The sequence below is a fragment of the Microbacterium sp. genome (assembly GCF_035554235.1).
Taxonomy (GTDB): domain Bacteria; phylum Actinomycetota; class Actinomycetes; order Actinomycetales; family Microbacteriaceae; genus Microbacterium.
Genome location: NZ_DATMIO010000028.1, coordinates 1 through 17,383 on the forward strand (window position 1 = coordinate 1; position 17,383 = coordinate 17,383).

The 17,383-nt window shown below is 68.4% G+C and carries 20 protein-coding genes; 4 read left to right on the forward strand and 16 right to left on the reverse strand.

Features of this window, described 5'->3' with window-relative positions:
* From VNT50_RS01415 to VNT50_RS01455, 9 genes are all read right to left on the reverse strand, one after another.
* On the reverse strand, nucleotides 1-897 hold an 897-nt coding region (locus tag VNT50_RS01415; RefSeq protein WP_325483328.1), incomplete at its 3' end, for a DUF4012 domain-containing protein.
* 6 nt (nucleotides 898-903) lie between these two features.
* The gene (locus VNT50_RS01420) at nucleotides 904-1,494 is read right to left on the reverse strand and encodes an LPXTG cell wall anchor domain-containing protein (protein ID WP_325483329.1); all 591 of its coding nucleotides are present in this window, start codon (nucleotides 1,492-1,494) and stop codon (nucleotides 904-906) included.
* A 260-nt stretch (nucleotides 1,495-1,754) separates the two neighbouring features.
* Nucleotides 1,755-2,849 carry a D-alanine--D-alanine ligase family protein gene (locus tag VNT50_RS01425; RefSeq protein WP_325483330.1) on the reverse strand — a complete coding sequence of 365 codons (1,095 nt, stop codon included), beginning with the start codon at nucleotides 2,847-2,849 and terminating at the stop codon, nucleotides 1,755-1,757.
* Nucleotides 2,749-3,879 (reverse strand): NAD(P)H-dependent glycerol-3-phosphate dehydrogenase, encoded by a 1,131-nt coding sequence (locus VNT50_RS01430; RefSeq protein ID WP_325483331.1) that lies wholly within the window; start codon nucleotides 3,877-3,879, stop codon nucleotides 2,749-2,751. Before VNT50_RS01430 ends, VNT50_RS01425 begins: the two co-directional genes overlap by 101 nt.
* The gene (locus tag VNT50_RS01435; RefSeq protein WP_325483332.1) at nucleotides 3,869-4,666 is read right to left on the reverse strand and encodes a lysophospholipid acyltransferase family protein; all 798 of its coding nucleotides are present in this window, start codon (nucleotides 4,664-4,666) and stop codon (nucleotides 3,869-3,871) included. Before VNT50_RS01435 ends, VNT50_RS01430 begins: the two co-directional genes overlap by 11 nt.
* 5 nt (nucleotides 4,667-4,671) lie before the next feature.
* On the reverse strand, nucleotides 4,672-6,033 hold the full coding sequence (gene murA / locus VNT50_RS01440; RefSeq protein ID WP_325483333.1) for a UDP-N-acetylglucosamine 1-carboxyvinyltransferase: 1,362 nt from the start codon (nucleotides 6,031-6,033) through the stop codon (nucleotides 4,672-4,674).
* A gap of 77 nt (nucleotides 6,034-6,110) precedes the next feature.
* The gene (gene leuD, locus VNT50_RS01445; RefSeq protein ID WP_325483334.1) at nucleotides 6,111-6,728 is read right to left on the reverse strand and encodes a 3-isopropylmalate dehydratase small subunit; all 618 of its coding nucleotides are present in this window, start codon (nucleotides 6,726-6,728) and stop codon (nucleotides 6,111-6,113) included.
* 2 nt (nucleotides 6,729-6,730) lie between these two features.
* A complete protein-coding gene (gene leuC, locus VNT50_RS01450) occupies nucleotides 6,731-8,251 on the reverse strand; it encodes a 3-isopropylmalate dehydratase large subunit (protein ID WP_325483335.1) in 1,521 nt (506 codons plus the stop codon).
* A gap of 183 nt (nucleotides 8,252-8,434) precedes the next feature.
* The gene (locus tag VNT50_RS01455) at nucleotides 8,435-9,532 is read right to left on the reverse strand and encodes a TerC family protein (protein WP_325483336.1); all 1,098 of its coding nucleotides are present in this window, start codon (nucleotides 9,530-9,532) and stop codon (nucleotides 8,435-8,437) included.
* 280 nt (nucleotides 9,533-9,812) lie between these two features.
* On the opposite strand from VNT50_RS01455, the gene VNT50_RS01460 reads away from it, so the two are divergent.
* Both VNT50_RS01460 and VNT50_RS01465 read left to right on the forward strand, forming a co-directional pair.
* Nucleotides 9,813-10,373, forward strand: coding sequence for an RNA polymerase sigma factor (locus tag VNT50_RS01460; RefSeq protein WP_325483337.1), 561 nt, complete (start codon nucleotides 9,813-9,815; stop codon nucleotides 10,371-10,373).
* The gene (locus VNT50_RS01465) at nucleotides 10,373-11,533 is read left to right on the forward strand and encodes a DUF4349 domain-containing protein (RefSeq protein ID WP_325483338.1); all 1,161 of its coding nucleotides are present in this window, start codon (nucleotides 10,373-10,375) and stop codon (nucleotides 11,531-11,533) included. The genes VNT50_RS01460 and VNT50_RS01465 overlap by 1 nt, the downstream gene beginning before the upstream one ends.
* Here the strand turns inward: VNT50_RS01465 and VNT50_RS01470 are convergent.
* Complete coding sequence (locus VNT50_RS01470) at nucleotides 11,515-11,967, reverse strand: DUF2510 domain-containing protein (RefSeq protein WP_325483339.1); 453 nt, start codon at nucleotides 11,965-11,967, stop codon at nucleotides 11,515-11,517. The two genes, VNT50_RS01465 and VNT50_RS01470, sit on opposite strands and share 19 nt — an antisense overlap.
* A gap of 71 nt (nucleotides 11,968-12,038) precedes the next feature.
* Between VNT50_RS01470 and VNT50_RS01475 the strand changes: the two genes are divergently transcribed.
* A complete protein-coding gene (locus tag VNT50_RS01475) occupies nucleotides 12,039-12,389 on the forward strand; it encodes a VOC family protein (protein WP_325483340.1) in 351 nt (116 codons plus the stop codon).
* 55 nt (nucleotides 12,390-12,444) lie between these two features.
* Here the strand turns inward: VNT50_RS01475 and VNT50_RS01480 are convergent, their stop codons facing one another.
* The 5 genes from VNT50_RS01480 to VNT50_RS01500 form a co-directional block, all read right to left on the reverse strand.
* Nucleotides 12,445-12,906 (reverse strand): DUF4383 domain-containing protein, encoded by a 462-nt coding sequence (locus VNT50_RS01480; protein WP_325483341.1) that lies wholly within the window; start codon nucleotides 12,904-12,906, stop codon nucleotides 12,445-12,447.
* Between the two features lie 126 nt (nucleotides 12,907-13,032).
* Entirely contained in the window at nucleotides 13,033-13,398 is a 366-nt protein-coding gene (locus VNT50_RS01485) for a bleomycin resistance protein (RefSeq protein ID WP_325483342.1), read from the reverse strand.
* Between the two features lie 79 nt (nucleotides 13,399-13,477).
* Nucleotides 13,478-14,164 carry an SGNH/GDSL hydrolase family protein gene (locus VNT50_RS01490; RefSeq protein WP_325483343.1) on the reverse strand — a complete coding sequence of 229 codons (687 nt, stop codon included), beginning with the start codon at nucleotides 14,162-14,164 and terminating at the stop codon, nucleotides 13,478-13,480.
* A gap of 10 nt (nucleotides 14,165-14,174) precedes the next feature.
* Complete coding sequence (locus tag VNT50_RS01495) at nucleotides 14,175-15,128, reverse strand: aldo/keto reductase (RefSeq protein ID WP_325483344.1); 954 nt, start codon at nucleotides 15,126-15,128, stop codon at nucleotides 14,175-14,177.
* A 97-nt stretch (nucleotides 15,129-15,225) separates the two neighbouring features.
* On the reverse strand, nucleotides 15,226-15,717 hold the full coding sequence (locus VNT50_RS01500) for a bifunctional nuclease family protein (protein WP_325483345.1): 492 nt from the start codon (nucleotides 15,715-15,717) through the stop codon (nucleotides 15,226-15,228).
* 128 nt (nucleotides 15,718-15,845) lie between these two features.
* Here VNT50_RS01500 and VNT50_RS01505 point away from each other — a divergent pair, with 128 nt between their 5' ends.
* On the forward strand, nucleotides 15,846-16,883 hold the full coding sequence (locus VNT50_RS01505) for an LLM class flavin-dependent oxidoreductase (RefSeq protein ID WP_325483346.1): 1,038 nt from the start codon (nucleotides 15,846-15,848) through the stop codon (nucleotides 16,881-16,883).
* A gap of 5 nt (nucleotides 16,884-16,888) precedes the next feature.
* On the opposite strand, the gene VNT50_RS01510 is transcribed toward VNT50_RS01505, so the two are convergent.
* The gene (locus VNT50_RS01510) at nucleotides 16,889-17,287 is read right to left on the reverse strand and encodes a nitroreductase family deazaflavin-dependent oxidoreductase (RefSeq protein WP_325483347.1); all 399 of its coding nucleotides are present in this window, start codon (nucleotides 17,285-17,287) and stop codon (nucleotides 16,889-16,891) included.
* Nucleotides 17,288-17,383: the final 96 nt, after the last annotated feature.

The window sequence follows — 17,383 nt, forward strand, 5'->3', positions numbered from 1 at the left end:
CACCTCGAAGTCGGCGGGCATCGTGATGTTCTGCACCCACTCCCCCGCGGCGGCGCCATACAGCGTCGTCGTGGACTCCGGAAGGGTCATGATCGGCTCGTCGAGCCCGGGGAAATCCCCCGTACTCGCCTGATCGACGAGCGTGAGCGCACCGCCCTCGGCGCGCACCTCCGCGAACGCGGCCGTGATGCCACCTCCGGTGCGGAGCTCGGCGTTGTTCTGGAACGCGAGCAGGATGCTGCGCGGTCCCTCGGAGCCCAGCATGCTCGGGAGCACGGACGTCACATCGGCAAGCTGCGTCGTGACGACGAGCGCCCGATCGACCTGCGTCTGCAATTCGGCGACTCCGTCTTCGAGGGGACCGACGACCGATGCCAGCGAGAGGCCGGACAGCTCGTCCGATGCGGCCGACAGCGCCCGGGCGGCTTCGCTCAACGGCCGATGGGCCGTCTCGATCGCTGCCACATCGAAGGATCCCGACTGCGGATCGTTCATCGCCGAGAAGCTCGACGACACGGCGAGCAGCGGCTGGATCGCACGCGCGCTCAGCGCATCGATCTGGGCGGATGCGACTCGCACCGCCGCCAGATTCGGTCCCACGACGGGCACCACCTCGGCGGCGCGCCAGAGGACGTCGCCGCTCAATTCGGACGCGCGGGCGGCATGCCCCGCGAGCGCGTCCGCCTCCGCCATCGCCCCGGGCAGGTCACCCGCGTCCACGGCGCCCTGAAGGGCCGCGGCCGCGGGGACCATGCCCTCGAGCTCGTCCTTCGCCTGTATCGCACGCACGCCGACCCACGCCCCCCACGCCACGAGCACGGCAAGGACCGCACTGATGACGATCCACGCCGTTCTGCGGCGATGTGAGGGGCGAGGCGACGGCTTCTCGGCCGCCACGATCGCCTAGCGTCGCGCGATGCGACGTCGAGCGACGAGCACGATGCCACCGATGAGCAGCACACCGCCGACACCGAGCGCGATCGGCACGGCCGTCGCGTTCATGCCGGTCGCCGCCAGGTCTGCGGGGTTACCCGAGATCGAGGCGAACGTCGGTCCGGTGGCGCACTCCGGACTCGACCGCGGGTATGACAGCGGCACGGACAGATCCGGGTTGACCCGGACCACCGCGCTGATGCCGCCACGTGTCCACGCGAAGTTGCCCGATGTCTGGACCCACTCGCCGTTCTGCTGCATCCAGCCGGGCCAGCCCGTCGGGTTGCCAGAAGAATCGACGCTCGCGCCAGGCCACAGCACGCTGCCCTTGAGCTTGCCGTCGACCAGCTGGCCGAGCGGCACGCTCACGTTGTTCGTGCCATTCGTGATGACGAGCGTCGCGGTGTTGCCCGTAGCGACGTTGTCCGGATCATCGAGCGAGAGCGAGAACCTGATCCACGGCACATCGCCGACGCAATCGCTTACGACGACGGAGCCCGCCAGGGTCGCTCCCGAAGGTGGAGCCGGCGTATACGGCTCGTCGACCGCGTTCGCGGCCATCGGCGTTGCAATGAGTGCTCCAGCCAACGCCAAAGCAGAGATGGTTTTCTTAAGCACGTTTGTCCCCTTAAGTGCTTCACCACACACCTATCCCCCGACAGGTGCGAAGACCCCCATTCCCCAGAACAGGTGCCCGACGCCGATTCCCCAGAACAGGCGTCTCAGACCTATCCCCAGAACAGGTCCGTGCACTACTGTACCCCTCGTTTGCGAAATTCGCCCCAGTTTGGGGAATTCGCCTTCGTCCGCCAGCGGGGCGGCTACGCGGCGGCGCGGGCGAGGGCGCCTTCGATGAGCTCCGAGATGAGCTCCGGGTACGTCATGCCCGACGCGATCCAGCACTTCGGGAACATCGAGATCGGCGTGAAGCCCGGCATCGTGTTGAGCTCGTTCACGACGAGCCCGTCCGCGGTCGCGAAGAAGTCGACGCGGGCGAGGCCTTGGCCATCGACCGCTTCGAAGGCACGGATGCCGAGTTGCTGGATGTCGCGAATGAGGTGGGCGGGCAGCTCCGCCGGGCACACGACATCCACACCGTCGCCGCCGAGGTACTTGCCCTCGAAGTCGTAGAACTCCCGGGTCGTCAGAATGATCTCTCCCGGAAGCGACGCACGCGCGGGGTGCCCGGGTCGCCCGTCGAGGATCGCCACCTCGATCTCGCGGCCGATCATCCCGGTCTCGATGAGCACCTTGTCGTCCTCGTCGAAGGCGAGCTCGAGTGCGGCGTCGAGTTGCGACCAGTCCGCGACCTTCGACACGCCGACGCTCGATCCGGCGCGGGCCGGCTTGACGAACGCGGGAAGTCCCAGGCCTGCGGCATCCGCCCGCACGCCCTCGGGATCCGACGCCCAGCGCGATGCGCGCACGGTCACCCACGGTGAGACGGGCACACCGGAGGCCTCGAGGGCGATCTTCATGAAGTGCTTGTCCATGCACAGCGCGGAATCGAGCACCCCGCCGCCGGCGTAGGGCAGCTCGAGGGTGTCGAAGAAGCCCTGGATCGTGCCGTCCTCGCCGTGCATCCCGTGCAGGATCGGCAGCACGACATCCACGTCGCCGAGCTCGTCGATCCTGCCGTCCTCGCGGCGCACCCGCAGTGCGCGATCGCCGCCGCCCTCGGGCCAGAGAACGCGGGTGCCGTTGTCCACGACCTCCGGGAGGCCGTCGGCGTTCATCGCGAACTTGTCGGCGTCATCGTCTTCGAGCACGAAGACGCCGCCCCGGGTGATGCCGATCGGGATCACCCGGTACAGGTCACGGTTGATCGCCCTCAGAACCCCGCCCGCTGTTGCGGAACTGATCGAGTGCTCGCTGGATCGACCGCCAAAGAGCACCGCCACCGCCGGCTTGTCCATTCTGCGTCCTCTCACCCTTCGGGGTGTCGTCGTCGGTGGTGAGGTGGGGCGCGATGTCGCGCGGGTTCATGGTGCCATCGAGCACCATCTTCACCTGCTCCACGATGGGCATCTGCACGCCGACCTCTTTTGCCAGTTGCAGGATGGGCGCCACGGAGGCGAGGCCTTCTGCCGTCTGGTTCATCTGCTTGACCACGTCGTCGAAGCGGTATCCCTGCCCGAGCAGGCGGCCGGCCGTGTTGTTGCGGCTGAGCGGTGACTGGCAGGTCGCGATCAGGTCGCCGAGGCCCGCAAGGCCCTGCAGCGTCTCGGGCTGCGCACCGTACGCGATCGCGAAGTCGGTCATCTCGACGAGCCCGCGCGTGATGATCGACGCCTTCGTGTTCTCGCCATAGCCGACGCCGTCGACGATGCCGATTGCCACCGCGATGAGGTTCTTCAGCACCCCGCCGAACTCGGTGCCGATCACGTCGGTGTTGACGAAGGTGCGGAAGTAGCCGTTGCGGGCGCGCCGGGCGACGGCGTCCGCCGTGTCGCGGCTCGTCGACGAGATGACGGCCGCCGTCGGCTGCTCGCGCGCGATCTCGAGGGCGAGGTTCGGCCCGGATGCCACGGCGATCCGATCGGGATCGATGTGCAGCTCCTGCTCGATGATCTGACTCATCCGCAGTCCGCTGCGCCGCTCGACGCCCTTCATGAGGCTCACGATCGGCGCGTCCGTGCCGGCGATCAGGGGCCGCACGGCCTTGAGGTTCTGCCGTACCGCCTGACTCGGTATCGACAGGTACACCTGTTCCGCGCCCTCGAGCGCCTCGGACAAGTGATGGGTCGCGGTCATCCCGCGCGGCAGGTTGATGCCCGGAAGGTAGTGGCTGTTGCGCTTGGCCTCGGCGATCTCGTGCGCCAGCTCGGGGCGCCGCGCCCACATGGTGACGTGGGCGCCGCCGTCGGCGAGGATCTTGCCGAACGTCGTGCCCCAGCTGCCGGCGCCGATCACGGTGACCCGGGGGGCCTGACCTTTACGACTCAAGGCGACCCGTCTCCTTCTGCCCGTGGGCCGCCGGATTCCAGCGTTCGGCGGGAGCCGTCTCGCCGCGGAGCCCCTCGAGGAGGCGCGTGATGTCGTTCATGAGCACGGTCGTCGCCCTGTTCAGGGCGGCGGGCGAGGCCTGCTTGCCGCGGTACTCGTCGATGTTCACCGGCGTGCCGATCACGACGCGCACGCGCTTTCGCGGTGGCCAGAGGTCGATCTTCTTGCCGTAGCGCGCCATGATCTCCTGGGTGCCCCACTGCGCCATGGGGATCAGGGGGATATCGCCCTCCAGGGCGAGCCGCACCGCACCGGTCTTGCCGCGCATCGGCCACATGTCGGGGTCGCGGGTGAGGGTTCCCTCCGGGTACACGATGACGCCGCGGCCGTGCTCGACGAGCTGCTCCGAGGCGTCGAGGGTCCGGCGCGCCGACGCGCTCGAGCTCGATCGCGCCACTGGGACCATTCCGGTCGCGCGGAGCACCGCCCCGAGCACGGGGACCTTGAAGAGGCTCTCCTTCGCCATGAAGCGCGGCGCACGTCCCGCCCGCCACACCGCGGCCGCCACGATCAGCGGGTCGATCTCGGTGTAGTGGTTGGGGGCCAGCACGTACGCCCCTTCACGGGGAAGGTTCTCGGCGCCCTCGACTTTGATCGCGGCGAGCACGCCGATGGCGGGGACGGCGATGGCGGCGAGTGGCCAGAAGATCGACGGGCGCGTCTTTTCCGCCGACGCAGGCGGGCGAGACGCGGCGGTGCGAGATGCGCCGGGGCGGGATGCGGCCACGTCGGTCAGCCGATGACGTCGAAGTCGGCGCCGAGCGCCTCGAGCTTGGCGAAGAACTTCTCGTATCCGCGGCTGATCACACCGACACCCGAAACGATCGATTCGCCCTGTGCGGTGAGGGCGGCGATGACATGGCTGTAGCCGCCGCGCAGGTCGGGCACGACGATGTCGGCGCTGTGCAGGGGTGTGGGGCCGTGGATGACCGCCGCCTGCTCGAGCTCGCGGCGCGGCACGCGCCGCGGACCGCCCTCGATCCCGTGCGGGTGCACGACGATGTCGGCGCCCATCTTGACGAGCGCTTCGGTGAAGCCGAGGCGGTTCTCGTAGACCGTCTCGTGCACGATCGACTCGCCCTCCGCCTGCGTGAGCGCGACGATCAGCGGCTGCTGCCAGTCGGTCATGAAGCCGGGGTGCACGTCGGTCTCTACGACGACGGGCTTGAGGGCGCCGCCGCGGCGGAACAGGATGCCGTCCTCGCGGACGTCGAACCAGCCGCCGACCTTTCGGAACACGTTGAGGAACGTCAGCATCTCCTGCTGTTTCGCTCCGCCGACGAAGATCTCGCCGTCGGTCGCCAGCGCCGCGCAGGCCCAGGATGCCGCCTCGTTGCGGTCGAAGATGGCGCGGTGGTCGTAGCCGACCAGCCGGTCGACGCCCTCGATCAGGATGACTCGGTTGGGCTCGTAGGAGATGATCGCGCCCATCTTCTGGAGCACGGCGATGAGATCCATGATCTCGGGCTCGATCGCCGCATTCTTGAGCTCGGTGATCCCCTTGGCCTTCACCGCCGTGAGCAGCACCTGCTCGGTGGCCCCGACGCTCGGGTACGGCAGTTCGATGTTCGCGCCGGTGAGGCCGTTCGGGGCCGTGATGCGGATCCCCTCGTAGCTCTTGTCGACGATCGCACCGAACGCGCGAAGCGCGTCCATGTGGAAGTTGATGGGCCGGTCGCCGATCCGGCATCCGCCGAGGTCGGGGATCAGCGCCTCCCCGAGGAGGTGCAGGAGCGGCCCGCAGAACAGGATCGGGATGCGCGAGGCCCCCGCGTGCGCGTCGATCTCCTCCATGTGCGCCGAGACCGCGCCGCTGGGGTCGAAGCTGAGCGCGCCCTCTTCGTCGCCGTCGTCGACCGTGACACCGTGCACCTCGAGGAGGGATCGCACGACCTTGACATCGCTGATGTCGGGCACATCGCGCAGCACGCTCGGCGTGTCGCCCAGGAGCGATGCGACCATCGCCTTCGTGGCGAGGTTCTTCGCCCCCTTGACCTCGACGCGCCCGCGCAGAGGTCGTCCGCCTCGGATGGCGAGGACTTCGCCCAACCCTCCCGACGCGGACACTGCGGACTCGTTCAGGATGGTCGTCATGCGATGGGCCTCACTTAGGTGGTCGAGGGCGTGGTCTGATTCGGCCGGTGTCCCCTCTGATGGTGGGGGCACCAGGCTCACGGGACGGGTATCGTCCGTGGCCGCCACGCCTCGCGGCGGGCCTCGAATTCTGCGATCTTTTCTTCGTTCCGCAGAGTGAGCCCGATGTCATCGAGCCCTTCGAGGAGCCGCCACCTAGTGTAATCATCGATGTCGAAAGCAACCGTGAAGCCGGTCGCTGAGCCCGCCGACGGGGCGACGGCGGCGGTCCGAGCCTCGAGGTCGACCGTCATCCGAACACCCGGATCCGCCTCGATGGCGGCCCAGATGCGCTCGAGGTCATCATCGGAGATCAGGCCGGTGACCAGGCCCTGCTTCCCCGAGTTGCCCCGGAATATGTCGCCGAAACGCGGGCTCAGCACCACCTTGAAACCGAAGTCGCGGAGGGCCCAGACGGCGTGCTCGCGGCTGGATCCGGTGCCGAAATCGGAGCCGGCGACCAGGATGCTGGCGCCCTGGAACGCGGGCTGGTTCAGGACGAAGTCCGGGTCCTGACGCCACGCCGCGAACAGCGCGTCTTCGAAGCCGGTCTTGGTGACGCGCTTGAGATATACCGCCGGGATGATCTGATCGGTGTCGACGTTCGAGCGCTTGAGCGGGGCGGCGACACCGGTGTGGGTGGTGAACTTCTCCATGGTCAGGCCTCCCCCGCCTTGACGGCCGCGTAGATCGGCGTCTCCTCGAGATCACCCTGTTCCAGGTCACTCGGTTCCAGGTCACTCGGTTCCAGGTCGCTGGGGCTCGACAGCGTTCCTCGCACGGCCGTGGCCGCCGCGACGAGCGGCGAGACGAGGTGCGTACGCCCGCCCTTCCCCTGACGCCCCTCGAAGTTGCGGTTGGAGGTCGACGCGCAGCGCTCACCGGGGGCGAGCTGGTCGGGGTTCATGCCGAGGCACATCGAGCAGCCGGCGAACCGCCACTCGGCACCGAAGTCGATGAAGACCTTGTCGAGCCCCTCGGCCTCGGCCTCGAGGCGCACACGGGCGGAGCCCGGCACCACCATGACGCGCACGCCATCCGCCTTCTTGCGGCCCTTCACGATCGACGCGAAGGCGCGCAGGTCCTCGATTCGACTGTTCGTGCAGGAGCCCATGAAGACGGCATCCACCGGCACTTCCTTCAGCGGTGTGCCCGCCTTCAGGTCCATGTACTCGAGCGCCCGCTCGGCCGCTGCCCGCTCGTTGGGATCGGCGAACTCGGCCGGGGTCGGCACCACGCCCGAGAGCGAGACGCCCTGCCCGGGGTTCGTGCCCCACGTGACGAACGGCTCGAGCTCATCGGCGTCGAGGTAGACCTCGGCGTCGAAGACGGCGCCCTCGTCGGTGGGCAGGGTGCGCCAGTAGGCGACCGCGTCATCCCAGTCCTGCCCCTTCGGGGCGTGCGGGCGGCCCTCGACGTAGGCGAACGTGGTCTCGTCCGGAGCGACCATGCCCGCGCGCGCGCCGGCCTCGATCGACATGTTGCAGACGGTCATCCGGCCCTCCATCGAGAGCGCGCGGATCGCGCTGCCGCGGAACTCGAGCACGTACCCCTGTCCCCCGCCGGTGCCGATCTTCGCGATGACCGCGAGGATGATGTCCTTCGCGGTGACGCCCGGCTTGAGGGTGCCCTCCACCGTGATCGCCATCGTCTTGAACGGCGTGAGCGGAAGGGTCTGGGTCGCCATGACGTGCTCGACTTCGCTCGTCCCGATGCCGAAGGCCATCGCGCCGAACGCGCCGTGAGTGCTCGTATGGCTGTCGCCGCAGACCACGGTGATACCGGGCATCGTCAGCCCGAGCTGCGGACCGACGACGTGCACGATGCCCTGCTCTTTGTCGCCCAGCGAGTGCAGTCGCACATCGAACTCGGCCGCGTTTCGACGCAGCGTCTCGATCTGGGTGCGACTGGTCAGGTCGGCGATGGGCTTGTCGATCGCGAGCGTGGGGGTGTTGTGGTCCTCAGTCGCGATCGTGAGGTCGCGGCGGCGCAACGGCCGTCCCTCGGCTCGCAGGCCGTCGAAGGCCTGCGGGCTGGTGACCTCGTGCACGAGGTGCAGGTCGATGTAGATCAGATCGGGCTCGCCGTTCTCGCCCTTGACGACGAGGTGGTCGTCCCACACCTTCTCTGCGAGGGTGCGCGGGTGGTCGGGAATGCCGGAAATCGGGGTGCTGCTCATGCGTTCAATCTCCTGAAGTTCGGGATGAGGGCCCGCGACAGACTCCGCGACGAGAGAGGCCTAGAACGAGGTCTCGTCGCGGCCGCTAAGGAGAAGGCAGGCGATCCGCACCTGCCCAGAATACCACCGGCCCGCCCTGCGCCGCCCCGAGCCGGTCATAGACCCGCCCCCGCCCGCGGCTCGCTAGTGCGCAGCCGGGGGCGTGGAGGACGTGTCATCCACCGTGGAGGACGTGTCATCCACGGTCGAGGGCGTGCCCTTCTCCTCGGCCACCGCCTCGGCCGACGCCACGGTGCCGGAGCGCTTGTCGCGCGCCGACGCGACGAGGCTCGCGACCGTCGCCACGACCATCGACAGCACGATGACCGCGAGCGACATCCAGGTGGAGATCTCCGGAGCCCACTCGATGTGCTCGCCGTTGTTGATGAACGGCAGCTCGTTGACGTGCATGGCGTGGAAGATCAGCTTCAGGCCGATGAAGGCCAGGATGAACGCGATGCCGTAGTGCAGGTAGCGCAGGCGGTCGAGCAGGTCGCCGAGGAGGAAGTACAGCTGGCGCAGGCCCATCAGGGCGAAGATGTTCGCCGTGAAGACGATGAACGGACTCGTCGTGATGCCGAAGATCGCCGGGATCGAGTCGATCGCGAAGAGCAGGTCGGTGACACCGATCGCCGCGAAGACGATGATCATCGGCGTCCACATCTTCTTGCCTTCCACGACGGTGCGAAGCTTCGCGCCGTCGTAGTGGTCGCTGATGTCGATCGTGCGACGCAGCATCCGCACGATGAAGTTCTCGCGCTTGACGTCGTCGTCGTGGTCGCCACCCGGGAAGGCCTGGCGCCAGGCCGTCCAGACGAGGAACGCGCCGAAGAGGTAGAAGATCGGACTGAAGTTCTCGATGACCGCGGCGCCGACGAGGATGAACGCGCCGCGCAGGATGAGGGCGATGATGATGCCCACCATCAGCACTTCCTGCTGGTAGCGGCGCGGGACGGCGAACTGGCTCATGATGAGCACGAAGACGAAGAGGTTGTCGATCGAGAGGCTGTACTCGGTGAGCCAGCCGGCGATGAACTGCCCCGCGTACTCGGGTGTGGAGAACACCCACATCAGGCCTGCGAAGAGGAGCGCGAGCGTCACGTAGAACACGACCCACAGCGTCGACTCGCGGGTCGAGGGGATGTGGGGGCGCTTCAGGATGAGCAGCAGGTCGCCGACAAGGATCAGCGTCAGCACGATCAGCGAGCCGATCTCGAACCACAGCGGGAGTTGGAGGTCCATTCAGGGCCTTTCAAGGAGGGACGTCGAAGAGCCGAAAGTCTCTCCCCCGCGGCATCCGAATCTCGATGCGGCGGTGCGCGCCCGGGGATGCGGCGATGGCTCCCGTGGTGACGGACGCGCGATGACGGGATACTCCCTCTCGCCTGTACAGGATACAGGGAGGATGACGCGGCCACGCCGGGCTGATCGGCGTGAGACGATCCCGCCCGCGTCGACACTTGCAGGGTGAGAGACAATGAGGCGCCGGCCCGTCGACGAACGGCCGGAGGACGGATGAGGCATGATCGAGCGGGTGGCGACGGATGACGCTGCGCTCGTGGCGCAGGCCGCGAGCGGCAGTGAGCACGCGTTCCGCGAGCTCTACCGCGCATATGTGCGCCCGGTGTACTGGCTGGCGCACGGCCTGCTCGGCGACCCCGCCGACGCGGAGGACGTGACCCAGGAGACCTTCGTGGTCGCGTGGCGCAAGCTGCCGGGATTCGAGCTCGCGGGAGATTCCCTCCTCCCGTGGCTCGCAACAGTGTGCCGCTTCCAGGCGGCGAACCGCATCCGGGCCCGCATCCGCGACCGCGCGAACACCGCCGGGGCGGCCGATGAGACCGTGCCCAGCACGGTGGACGTCGAGCAGCAGGTCATCGATGCGGACTTCGCGGGACGCATCCTGCGCGAGGTCGAGGGCCTGAGTCCGCTCGATCAGCAGATCTTCCGCCTCTGCGCCACCGAGGGTTACGCCTACCAGGCCGCCGCCGACGAGCTCGGCGTCGCCCACGGGGTCGTGCGCAATCGTCTCTCGCGCATCCGCACGCATATGCGGACCGCTCTGAGAGAAACGGAAGGCTGATGTCTCCTACCGACACGCTCCCCGAATTGACCGACGACACGGTCGACCGGATGGAATCCGCTGTGTTCGCCCGCATCGCCGAGGACCGCACCCGCGACGCCTCGCGCTCCCGCAAGCGCCGCACCGGCGTCTGGATCGGGCTCGGCTCGGCCGCCGCGGTCGTCGCCATCGCCGCGGTGATCGCCCCGAGTGTGGGCGGGCTCGTGAACCCCTCGAGTGCAGGCAGCACGGCGGACCAACCCGCCATCGACCCGGCCGTCGGGGGCGGGATGGCGGAGCCCGAGGTGGCCCGCGAAGGCGGCGGCGACGCCTCGAGCACGACCGGGCTCACGGCCACCGACCAGGCGGCTGCGGCGCCGGACGCCGACCGCGACATCATCGCGTCGGCATCCGCCGCTGTACTCGTCGGCGATCTCGCCGACTCCGCCGACGAGATCGCCGCCCTCGCGGAGGGCTATGCCGGCTACGTCGAGAGCATGAACGTCGGCACCGACGGCGACGGCGTGACGCCGCTCGTCGAGGACGGCTCGATCATGTACCCGCAGCCTTCGGGACCGGGATACGGCTCGGTCACCATCCGGGTACCCGCCGAAGACCTCAACGCCGCGATCGACGACCTCGACAACGTGGGCGAGGTGACGTCCGTCTCGATCAATCGCAGCGATGTCACCGACCAGGCGATCGACCTCCGTGCCCGCGTCGAAGCGACGCAGGCCTCGGTCGACCGGCTGACACAGCTCATGGCGCAGTCGGCATCGGTCAGCGACCTGATCGCCGCGGAGGTCGCCCTCTCCGACCGCCAGGCTCTGCTCGAGAGCTACGAGCAGCAGCTCGCCCAGCTCGAGAGCCAGGTCGCGATGTCGACGCTCTCGGTGAGCCTGACGACCGCGACCGAACCCGTCGAGGCCGATCCCGCGGGCTTCGGCGACGGCATCACCGCCGGCTGGAACGCGCTCGTCGCGACGCTCAACGGCGTCGTGATCGCCCTCGGCTTCCTGATCCCGTGGATCGTGGTGGTCGCCCTCGCCGCACTGATCGTGTGGGGCATCGTCCGGCTCGTCCGCCGGCGTCGCGCCGCGAAGCGGGCGGCATCGGCGACGTCGGCGACGGCGAGGTCGGCGGCGAAGGACGATCCCGAGGGTCAGCGGCGCTCGTCGTAGTGCCGCGAGACGGAGTTGACCCACTCCACGAAGGCTCGCGCGCGTGACTCCTGCTGCACGTCGGCCTGCGCGTGCCAGCGCGCTTGCACGCCGTCGATAATGATCTCGCCCGAGCTCTTGTAGGTCGCGACGACTCCGGCGATGGGCTGACTCGCATCGCCGAAATGGATCCATGCGCCGCTCACCGTGATGCCGGCGAGCGAGTGATGCTCCCCGATGAAGCGGGTCTTGGTCGTCCACCCCGATCCGTCCCACCAGCGCCACCGGCCACGCTCGTCGTCGTACCAGCCCGGCTTCGCCGCCGGGGCCTCCTCCGAGAGGAGCTCCACCTCCGGTCCCGACAGGTCGGCGACGTGCCCCGACCAGCGCGTGCCGTCCCACCAGCGCTGGCGCCCGGTTCCGTCGTCATACCAGCCCGGCTCGGCGTTGCCCATGCCGTGATGTTAGCCCGGCGCCGGGAACTGCACCCCTGGTTTCCCGGCAATCGCGGGGCTAACCTGCCGTTATGGCCATCGATCTATTCGCGGGTCTCCCGGTCACCGATTTCGATACCGCATTGGCGTGGTATCGCAAGCTCTTCGGTGCGGATCCGAGTTTCTACCCGCACGACATCGAGGCCGTATGGGAACTCGGCAGGCACTGCTACGTCTACATCGAGCAGGTGCCGGACCGGGCCGGCGGCTCGATGCACATGGTGATGGTGGATGACATCCGCGCCGTCGCCGCCGCGATCTCCGAGCGGGGGCTCGAGCCCGCGCGCGTCGAAACCTTCGAAGGCATGCGGCGGGTGATCTTCCGCGACCCCGACGGCAACGAGGTCTCGTACGGCGGGATGGCGGCGGAAGACCCGAACTAGGTAGGTGTGAGCCCCGCCCTTTCAGGGCGGGGGCTCGACATGTGGGGGTGCCGGATCACCGGCGACGTGTCCCCGATTCCCGTCCGACGAAGACGCCGAGCAACACCATTCCTGCACCGAGCACGAGGTGCAGCCAGTTGTCTGCCCAGTTCAGCGGCACGAAGTTGGCCGGAATCTCCGCCGTGGTGAAGAGCCCGTAGACCCAGAGCAGGAGGTAGACCACGCCGCCCCAGATCAGGTACCGCCGGGACGCCACGGCGCTCATCGCGACCGCGATGCCCGCGATCCCGAACAGCAGATGGACGACGTTGTGCAGGATCGACACCTGGAAGATGCCGAGCAGCAGCGCGTGCGATTCGTGCCCGGCGATCAGCAGGGTATCGAGTCCGGACGTGAGGCCGGGGATGAATCCGGCGATCCCCACCACGAGGAAGACGATTCCGACGATCAGCGCCGTCTTCTGGATGGGCGTTTCCGCGAATCTGCTTGTGGCTGCGGGTTGCTGTGTGCCAGTCATGATGATCCCTCCGATGGGTCGCGGCGGGTCCGCGCCTCAGTGCGCGCGCCCACATGTCACTGACGCTAGCGGCGTGGGTGGCTGCGCGACGAGGCCCTTGACAACTGCCTGATGGAGCGCCCCTCCTCACCCGGAGTTCTCAATGAGATGCAGCTGGGTCCCGTCGGGATCGATCAGGTACCCGGCGCGCTGTCCCCACTCCTGCAGCGCGACGGGGATGAGCCGCGGAATGCCGGTGACGATCTCGGGCACTCCGCTGGCACGGACCGCGGCGTAGAGCCCGTCGAGATCGCCCACCCGGATGCTCGCCATGAACCAGCTCTCATACGGGTCGTGCTCGGGTGCGAGGAAGAACTCGAGCACGACACCGTCGCGTCCCAGGATCAGCCACCCTCCGTCGCGATACGACGTCTCGAAGCCGAATCCGCCGTAGAACGAGACCGTCGTATCGAAGTCGCGAGAGGGAAGGTTCGGCACCGCGCGATCCACCATGAACCGAACCTACGACGACCCTGTGTCCGAGTGAAGGGGTGTACGAGTGAAGGGGTGCCCGAGTGAAGGGGTGCCCGCTTTACAACCCGAGTTCGCGCAGCGCGGCATCCATTCGCTCTGCAATCAGCCCGTGCCCCGCATCGTTCGGGTGGAGTCCGTCGGCGGCCATCTCGCCCGCGCGCCCCTGGATCCAGCGTGACGCCCCCGGAATGTAGTCGGCCCCGACCTCGTCGGCTGCGGCATGAACCCATCCGATGATCGCCTCGATCGATTCGGGACGTTGGGCCGTGTACCAGAAGGGCTCCACGACGATGAGGCGGGCATGCGGCAGTGCGGTCGTCAAACGTTCGAAGTCGCTCTCGATCCGGTCGCGGATGCCGTCGCCGAAGCGGTCGTACGCGAAGGCATCGTTCAGCCCCATCGTGACGAGCACGATGTCGGGGTCGGCCTCGATGATCTCTCGGGGAAGGTCCACGCCGAGCGCGTCGCGGTTGTTCACGAACCCGAGTCCGTCGACACTCGGGTTGAACTCCCGCCACCCGCGTTGCTCCGAGATCGTCGTAGACCAGCGCCGCGAGAGATCGGACACGCCCGTGCCCCGCGTGTAGGAGTCGCCGTAGAACGCCACGAGGGGCGTGTCGTCGCGGGATTCGGTGCCGGGCGATTCGGTGCTGTGCGATCCGGTGGGCGAAGGGCCGGTCACCGGGGAGCATGCCGAAAGCAGCAGGGCGGATGCCGCGAGCAAGACCAGGATCGACCTCTTCACGTGCCCGTCCTCAGACCCGGGCGGGGCTCCAGGCCGAAACCTCGGTGAGCTCGCTGATCTCCTCGGCCGTGAGCTGCACGCGGGCGCCGTCGAGCAGGTCGGCGATCTGCTCCACGCGGGAGGCGCTGGCGATCGGGGCGGCGACCGCGGGCTGCGACCGCAACCACGCGAGCGCGGTCGCGGCGATCGAGACCCCGTGCGCCTGGCCGATGCCCTCGAGCGCGTCGATGATCCGAAGGCCGTGATCGGTGGCGTACTTCGACGCGCCCTCGGCGCGCGGGGACGTCTCGCCCGCGGCATCCGTCGACCGGTACTTGCCCGTCAGGAAACCCGCCGCCAGCGCGTAGTACGGCACGAGGCTCAGATCGAACTCCTCGGCGATCGGAACGATCTGCTCCTCGACCTCGTTGCGGTGGACCAAATTGTAGTGCGGCTGAATCGCGACCGGCAGGGCGCTGCCCGCGGCGCGGGCGAGCCCGACCCACTCGCGGATGCGATCGGCGCTGTAGTTCGAGATGGCCGTGTAGCGCACGAGGCCGTCCGAGACGAGGTCACCGAACGCGGCGACGGTCTCCTCCAGCGGCACGGTCGCGTCGTCGAAGTGCGCGTAGTAGAGGTCGAGCGTGTCGACCCCGAGCCGCTGAAGCGAGGCCTCGGCCGCGGCGCGGACGTTCTTCGCGGACAGTCCCTTGAACTCCGGATGCTGGCTGACCTTCGTCGCGACCACGACGTTCTCGGGCCGGCGCGAGGCGAGCCACTCGCCGATGATCCGCTCGCTGTCGCCGCCCGTGTTCCCGGGCACCCAGGCGCTGTACGCGTCGGCCGTGTCGATGAAATCGCCGCCGCCGGAATGGTACGCATCGAGAATCGCGAACGATGTCTCGCGGTCGGCGGTCCAGCCGAAGACGTTGCCGCCCAGCGAGAGAGGAAAGATGTCCAGGTCACTGATTCCGATACGAGTCATGTACAGCGCAAACGAGAGAGGGACTCGGATATTCCCCGATGACGCGAGATGACGAGCACGATGGCACCACCGGGTCGGAAGGGTGGTGTTCCGGGCCTCAGCCTCGGAAGTCCTCCGGATCCACGTCATCGAGAAAGTGCTTGAACTCGTCGACGCGCTGCTCTTCGTCCTCGTCCACGGTGATGTCGGGGACGCCGGCCTCCTCCATGACCTCGTCGGCCACCCACATCGGGGCGCCGACGCGCGAGGCCAGGGCGACGGCATCCGATGGCCGCGCGTCGATGACGCGCGTGCCCGCAGCCGTCGCCAACGTTATCTCGGCGTAGTAGGTGCCTTCTTCGAGACGGGTGATCTCGATGCGCTCCACGCTCGCCCCGACGCTCTCGAGAAGCGACCGCATGAGGTCGTGGGCGAGCGGGCGCGGCACCGGAGCGCCCTGCACCGCGACGAGGATCGAGGTCGCCTCCATCGTGCCGATCCAGACGGGCAGCACCTTCCCTTCGCCCGGCAGCGCGTCGACCGGCTTCACCAGCAGTACGTGCTGTCGCGTCTCGTCGAGGGCGACTGCGGCCACGCGTACCTGGACCATGCGCATTCCTTCCGGTCGAGGAGTCCTGCCATGGTAGGCACGCTCGGCGCTCCAGCGGGAGGGCGACGCCGAGCGGAGGGGCATCCATTCACAGGAATGGATATGGGCGCACTACGGTTGCAACCACCATGCAGCGCTTCGGAACCCTCTCGTTCGGCCACTACGGACCCCTCGGTGGAGGGCATCAGCTCACCGCCGGCGACTCGATTCTGCAGGCCATCGATCTCGCGCAGGGGATGGATGACCTCGGTGTCGACGGTGCGTATTTCCGCGTGCACCACTTCGCGCGGCAGCAGGCCTCCCCCATGCCGCTCCTGGCTGCGATCGCGGCCCGCACGCAGCACATCGAGGTCGGCACCGGCGTCATCGACATGCGCTACGAGAACCCGCTCTACCTCGCCGAAGAGGCCGCGGCCGTCGATCTGATCAGCGAAGGACGACTGGCGCTCGGCGTGAGCCGCGGCTCACCCGAGTCGGTCGTGCGGGGGTACGAGGCCTTCGGCTATACGGGGTCGCAGGACCCGCGCGGTGCCGACATCGCCCGCGAGCACTTCGACCTGTTCTTGCGGGCGATCGAGGGGGAGGGGCTGGCCGAGCGGGATGCCTCGTCGCCGTTCGGCGGCCCTTCGACAGTCGCGGGGATGCAGCGCATCGAGCCGCACTCCCCCGGCCTGCGCTCGCGCATCTGGTGGGGCGCGGGCAACCGCGAGTCCGCCGAATGGGCGGGCTCGATCGGCGTGAACCTGATGTCATCGACGCTGCTCACCTCCGCCGACGGTCGCCCGTTCGATGAGCTGCAGGCCGATCAGATCGAGGCGTTCCGTGCCGCATGGCGCGCCGCCGGTCATGCCGGCGAGCCTCGGACATCGGTGAGCCGCTCGATCTTTCCGCTCGTCACGGCCGAGGATCACATGTACTTCGGCGGTCGCCAGGACGGCGACCAGATCGGCGTCATCGATGGCATGCGCTCGACGTTCGGCAAGACGTACGCGGCCGAGCCGGACGTGCTCGTCGAACAGCTGCTTCAGGATGCCGCCATCCAGAGCGCCGACACGCTGATGCTCACGATCCCCAGCCAGCTGGGCGTCGAGTTCAACCTGCGCGTCGTCGAGACGTTCGCGAAGCACATCGCTCCGGCGCTCGGATGGGTCGGTACGCGGCCGTAACCCGCTCACCCTGCCCGGGTCAGCACAATGGCCGCCGGCATCCGTCGCACGATCGGCCGGAACGGGCGCGTCGCCAGCGTCGCCGCATCCGTGGGCTCGATGATCCGCGGCGCCGAACCCGCGAGTTCGCGGCCCCTCCATCTGATGCGAGCTCCCCCGGCCGCCACGACGTTGAGTGCCCAGTTGGTCTTCGCGCCCCACGGCAGTCCGATCAGGATGACGCCGCGATCGAGCGTGGGAATCACCGCGATCGGCGTCGCGTAGGCGGTGCCGGATCGTCGTCCGCGATGGTGGATCACGGCCCACAAGGGGATCCAGCGGCGGCCGGCTACCGCCAGCGCGACCACCTCGGTCGTCCGCACGAGCGCCTTCGGAGGGCCGGAGCGCCGGTTGGCGTCAGTCATGCCTCCAGGATGCTCCCCGAATCACGGCAGCACGAGCGGCAGCTCGCGAGTCGCATCCCAGGGTTCCGTCCAGCCGAGGCGGTCGAAGAGGCCGTC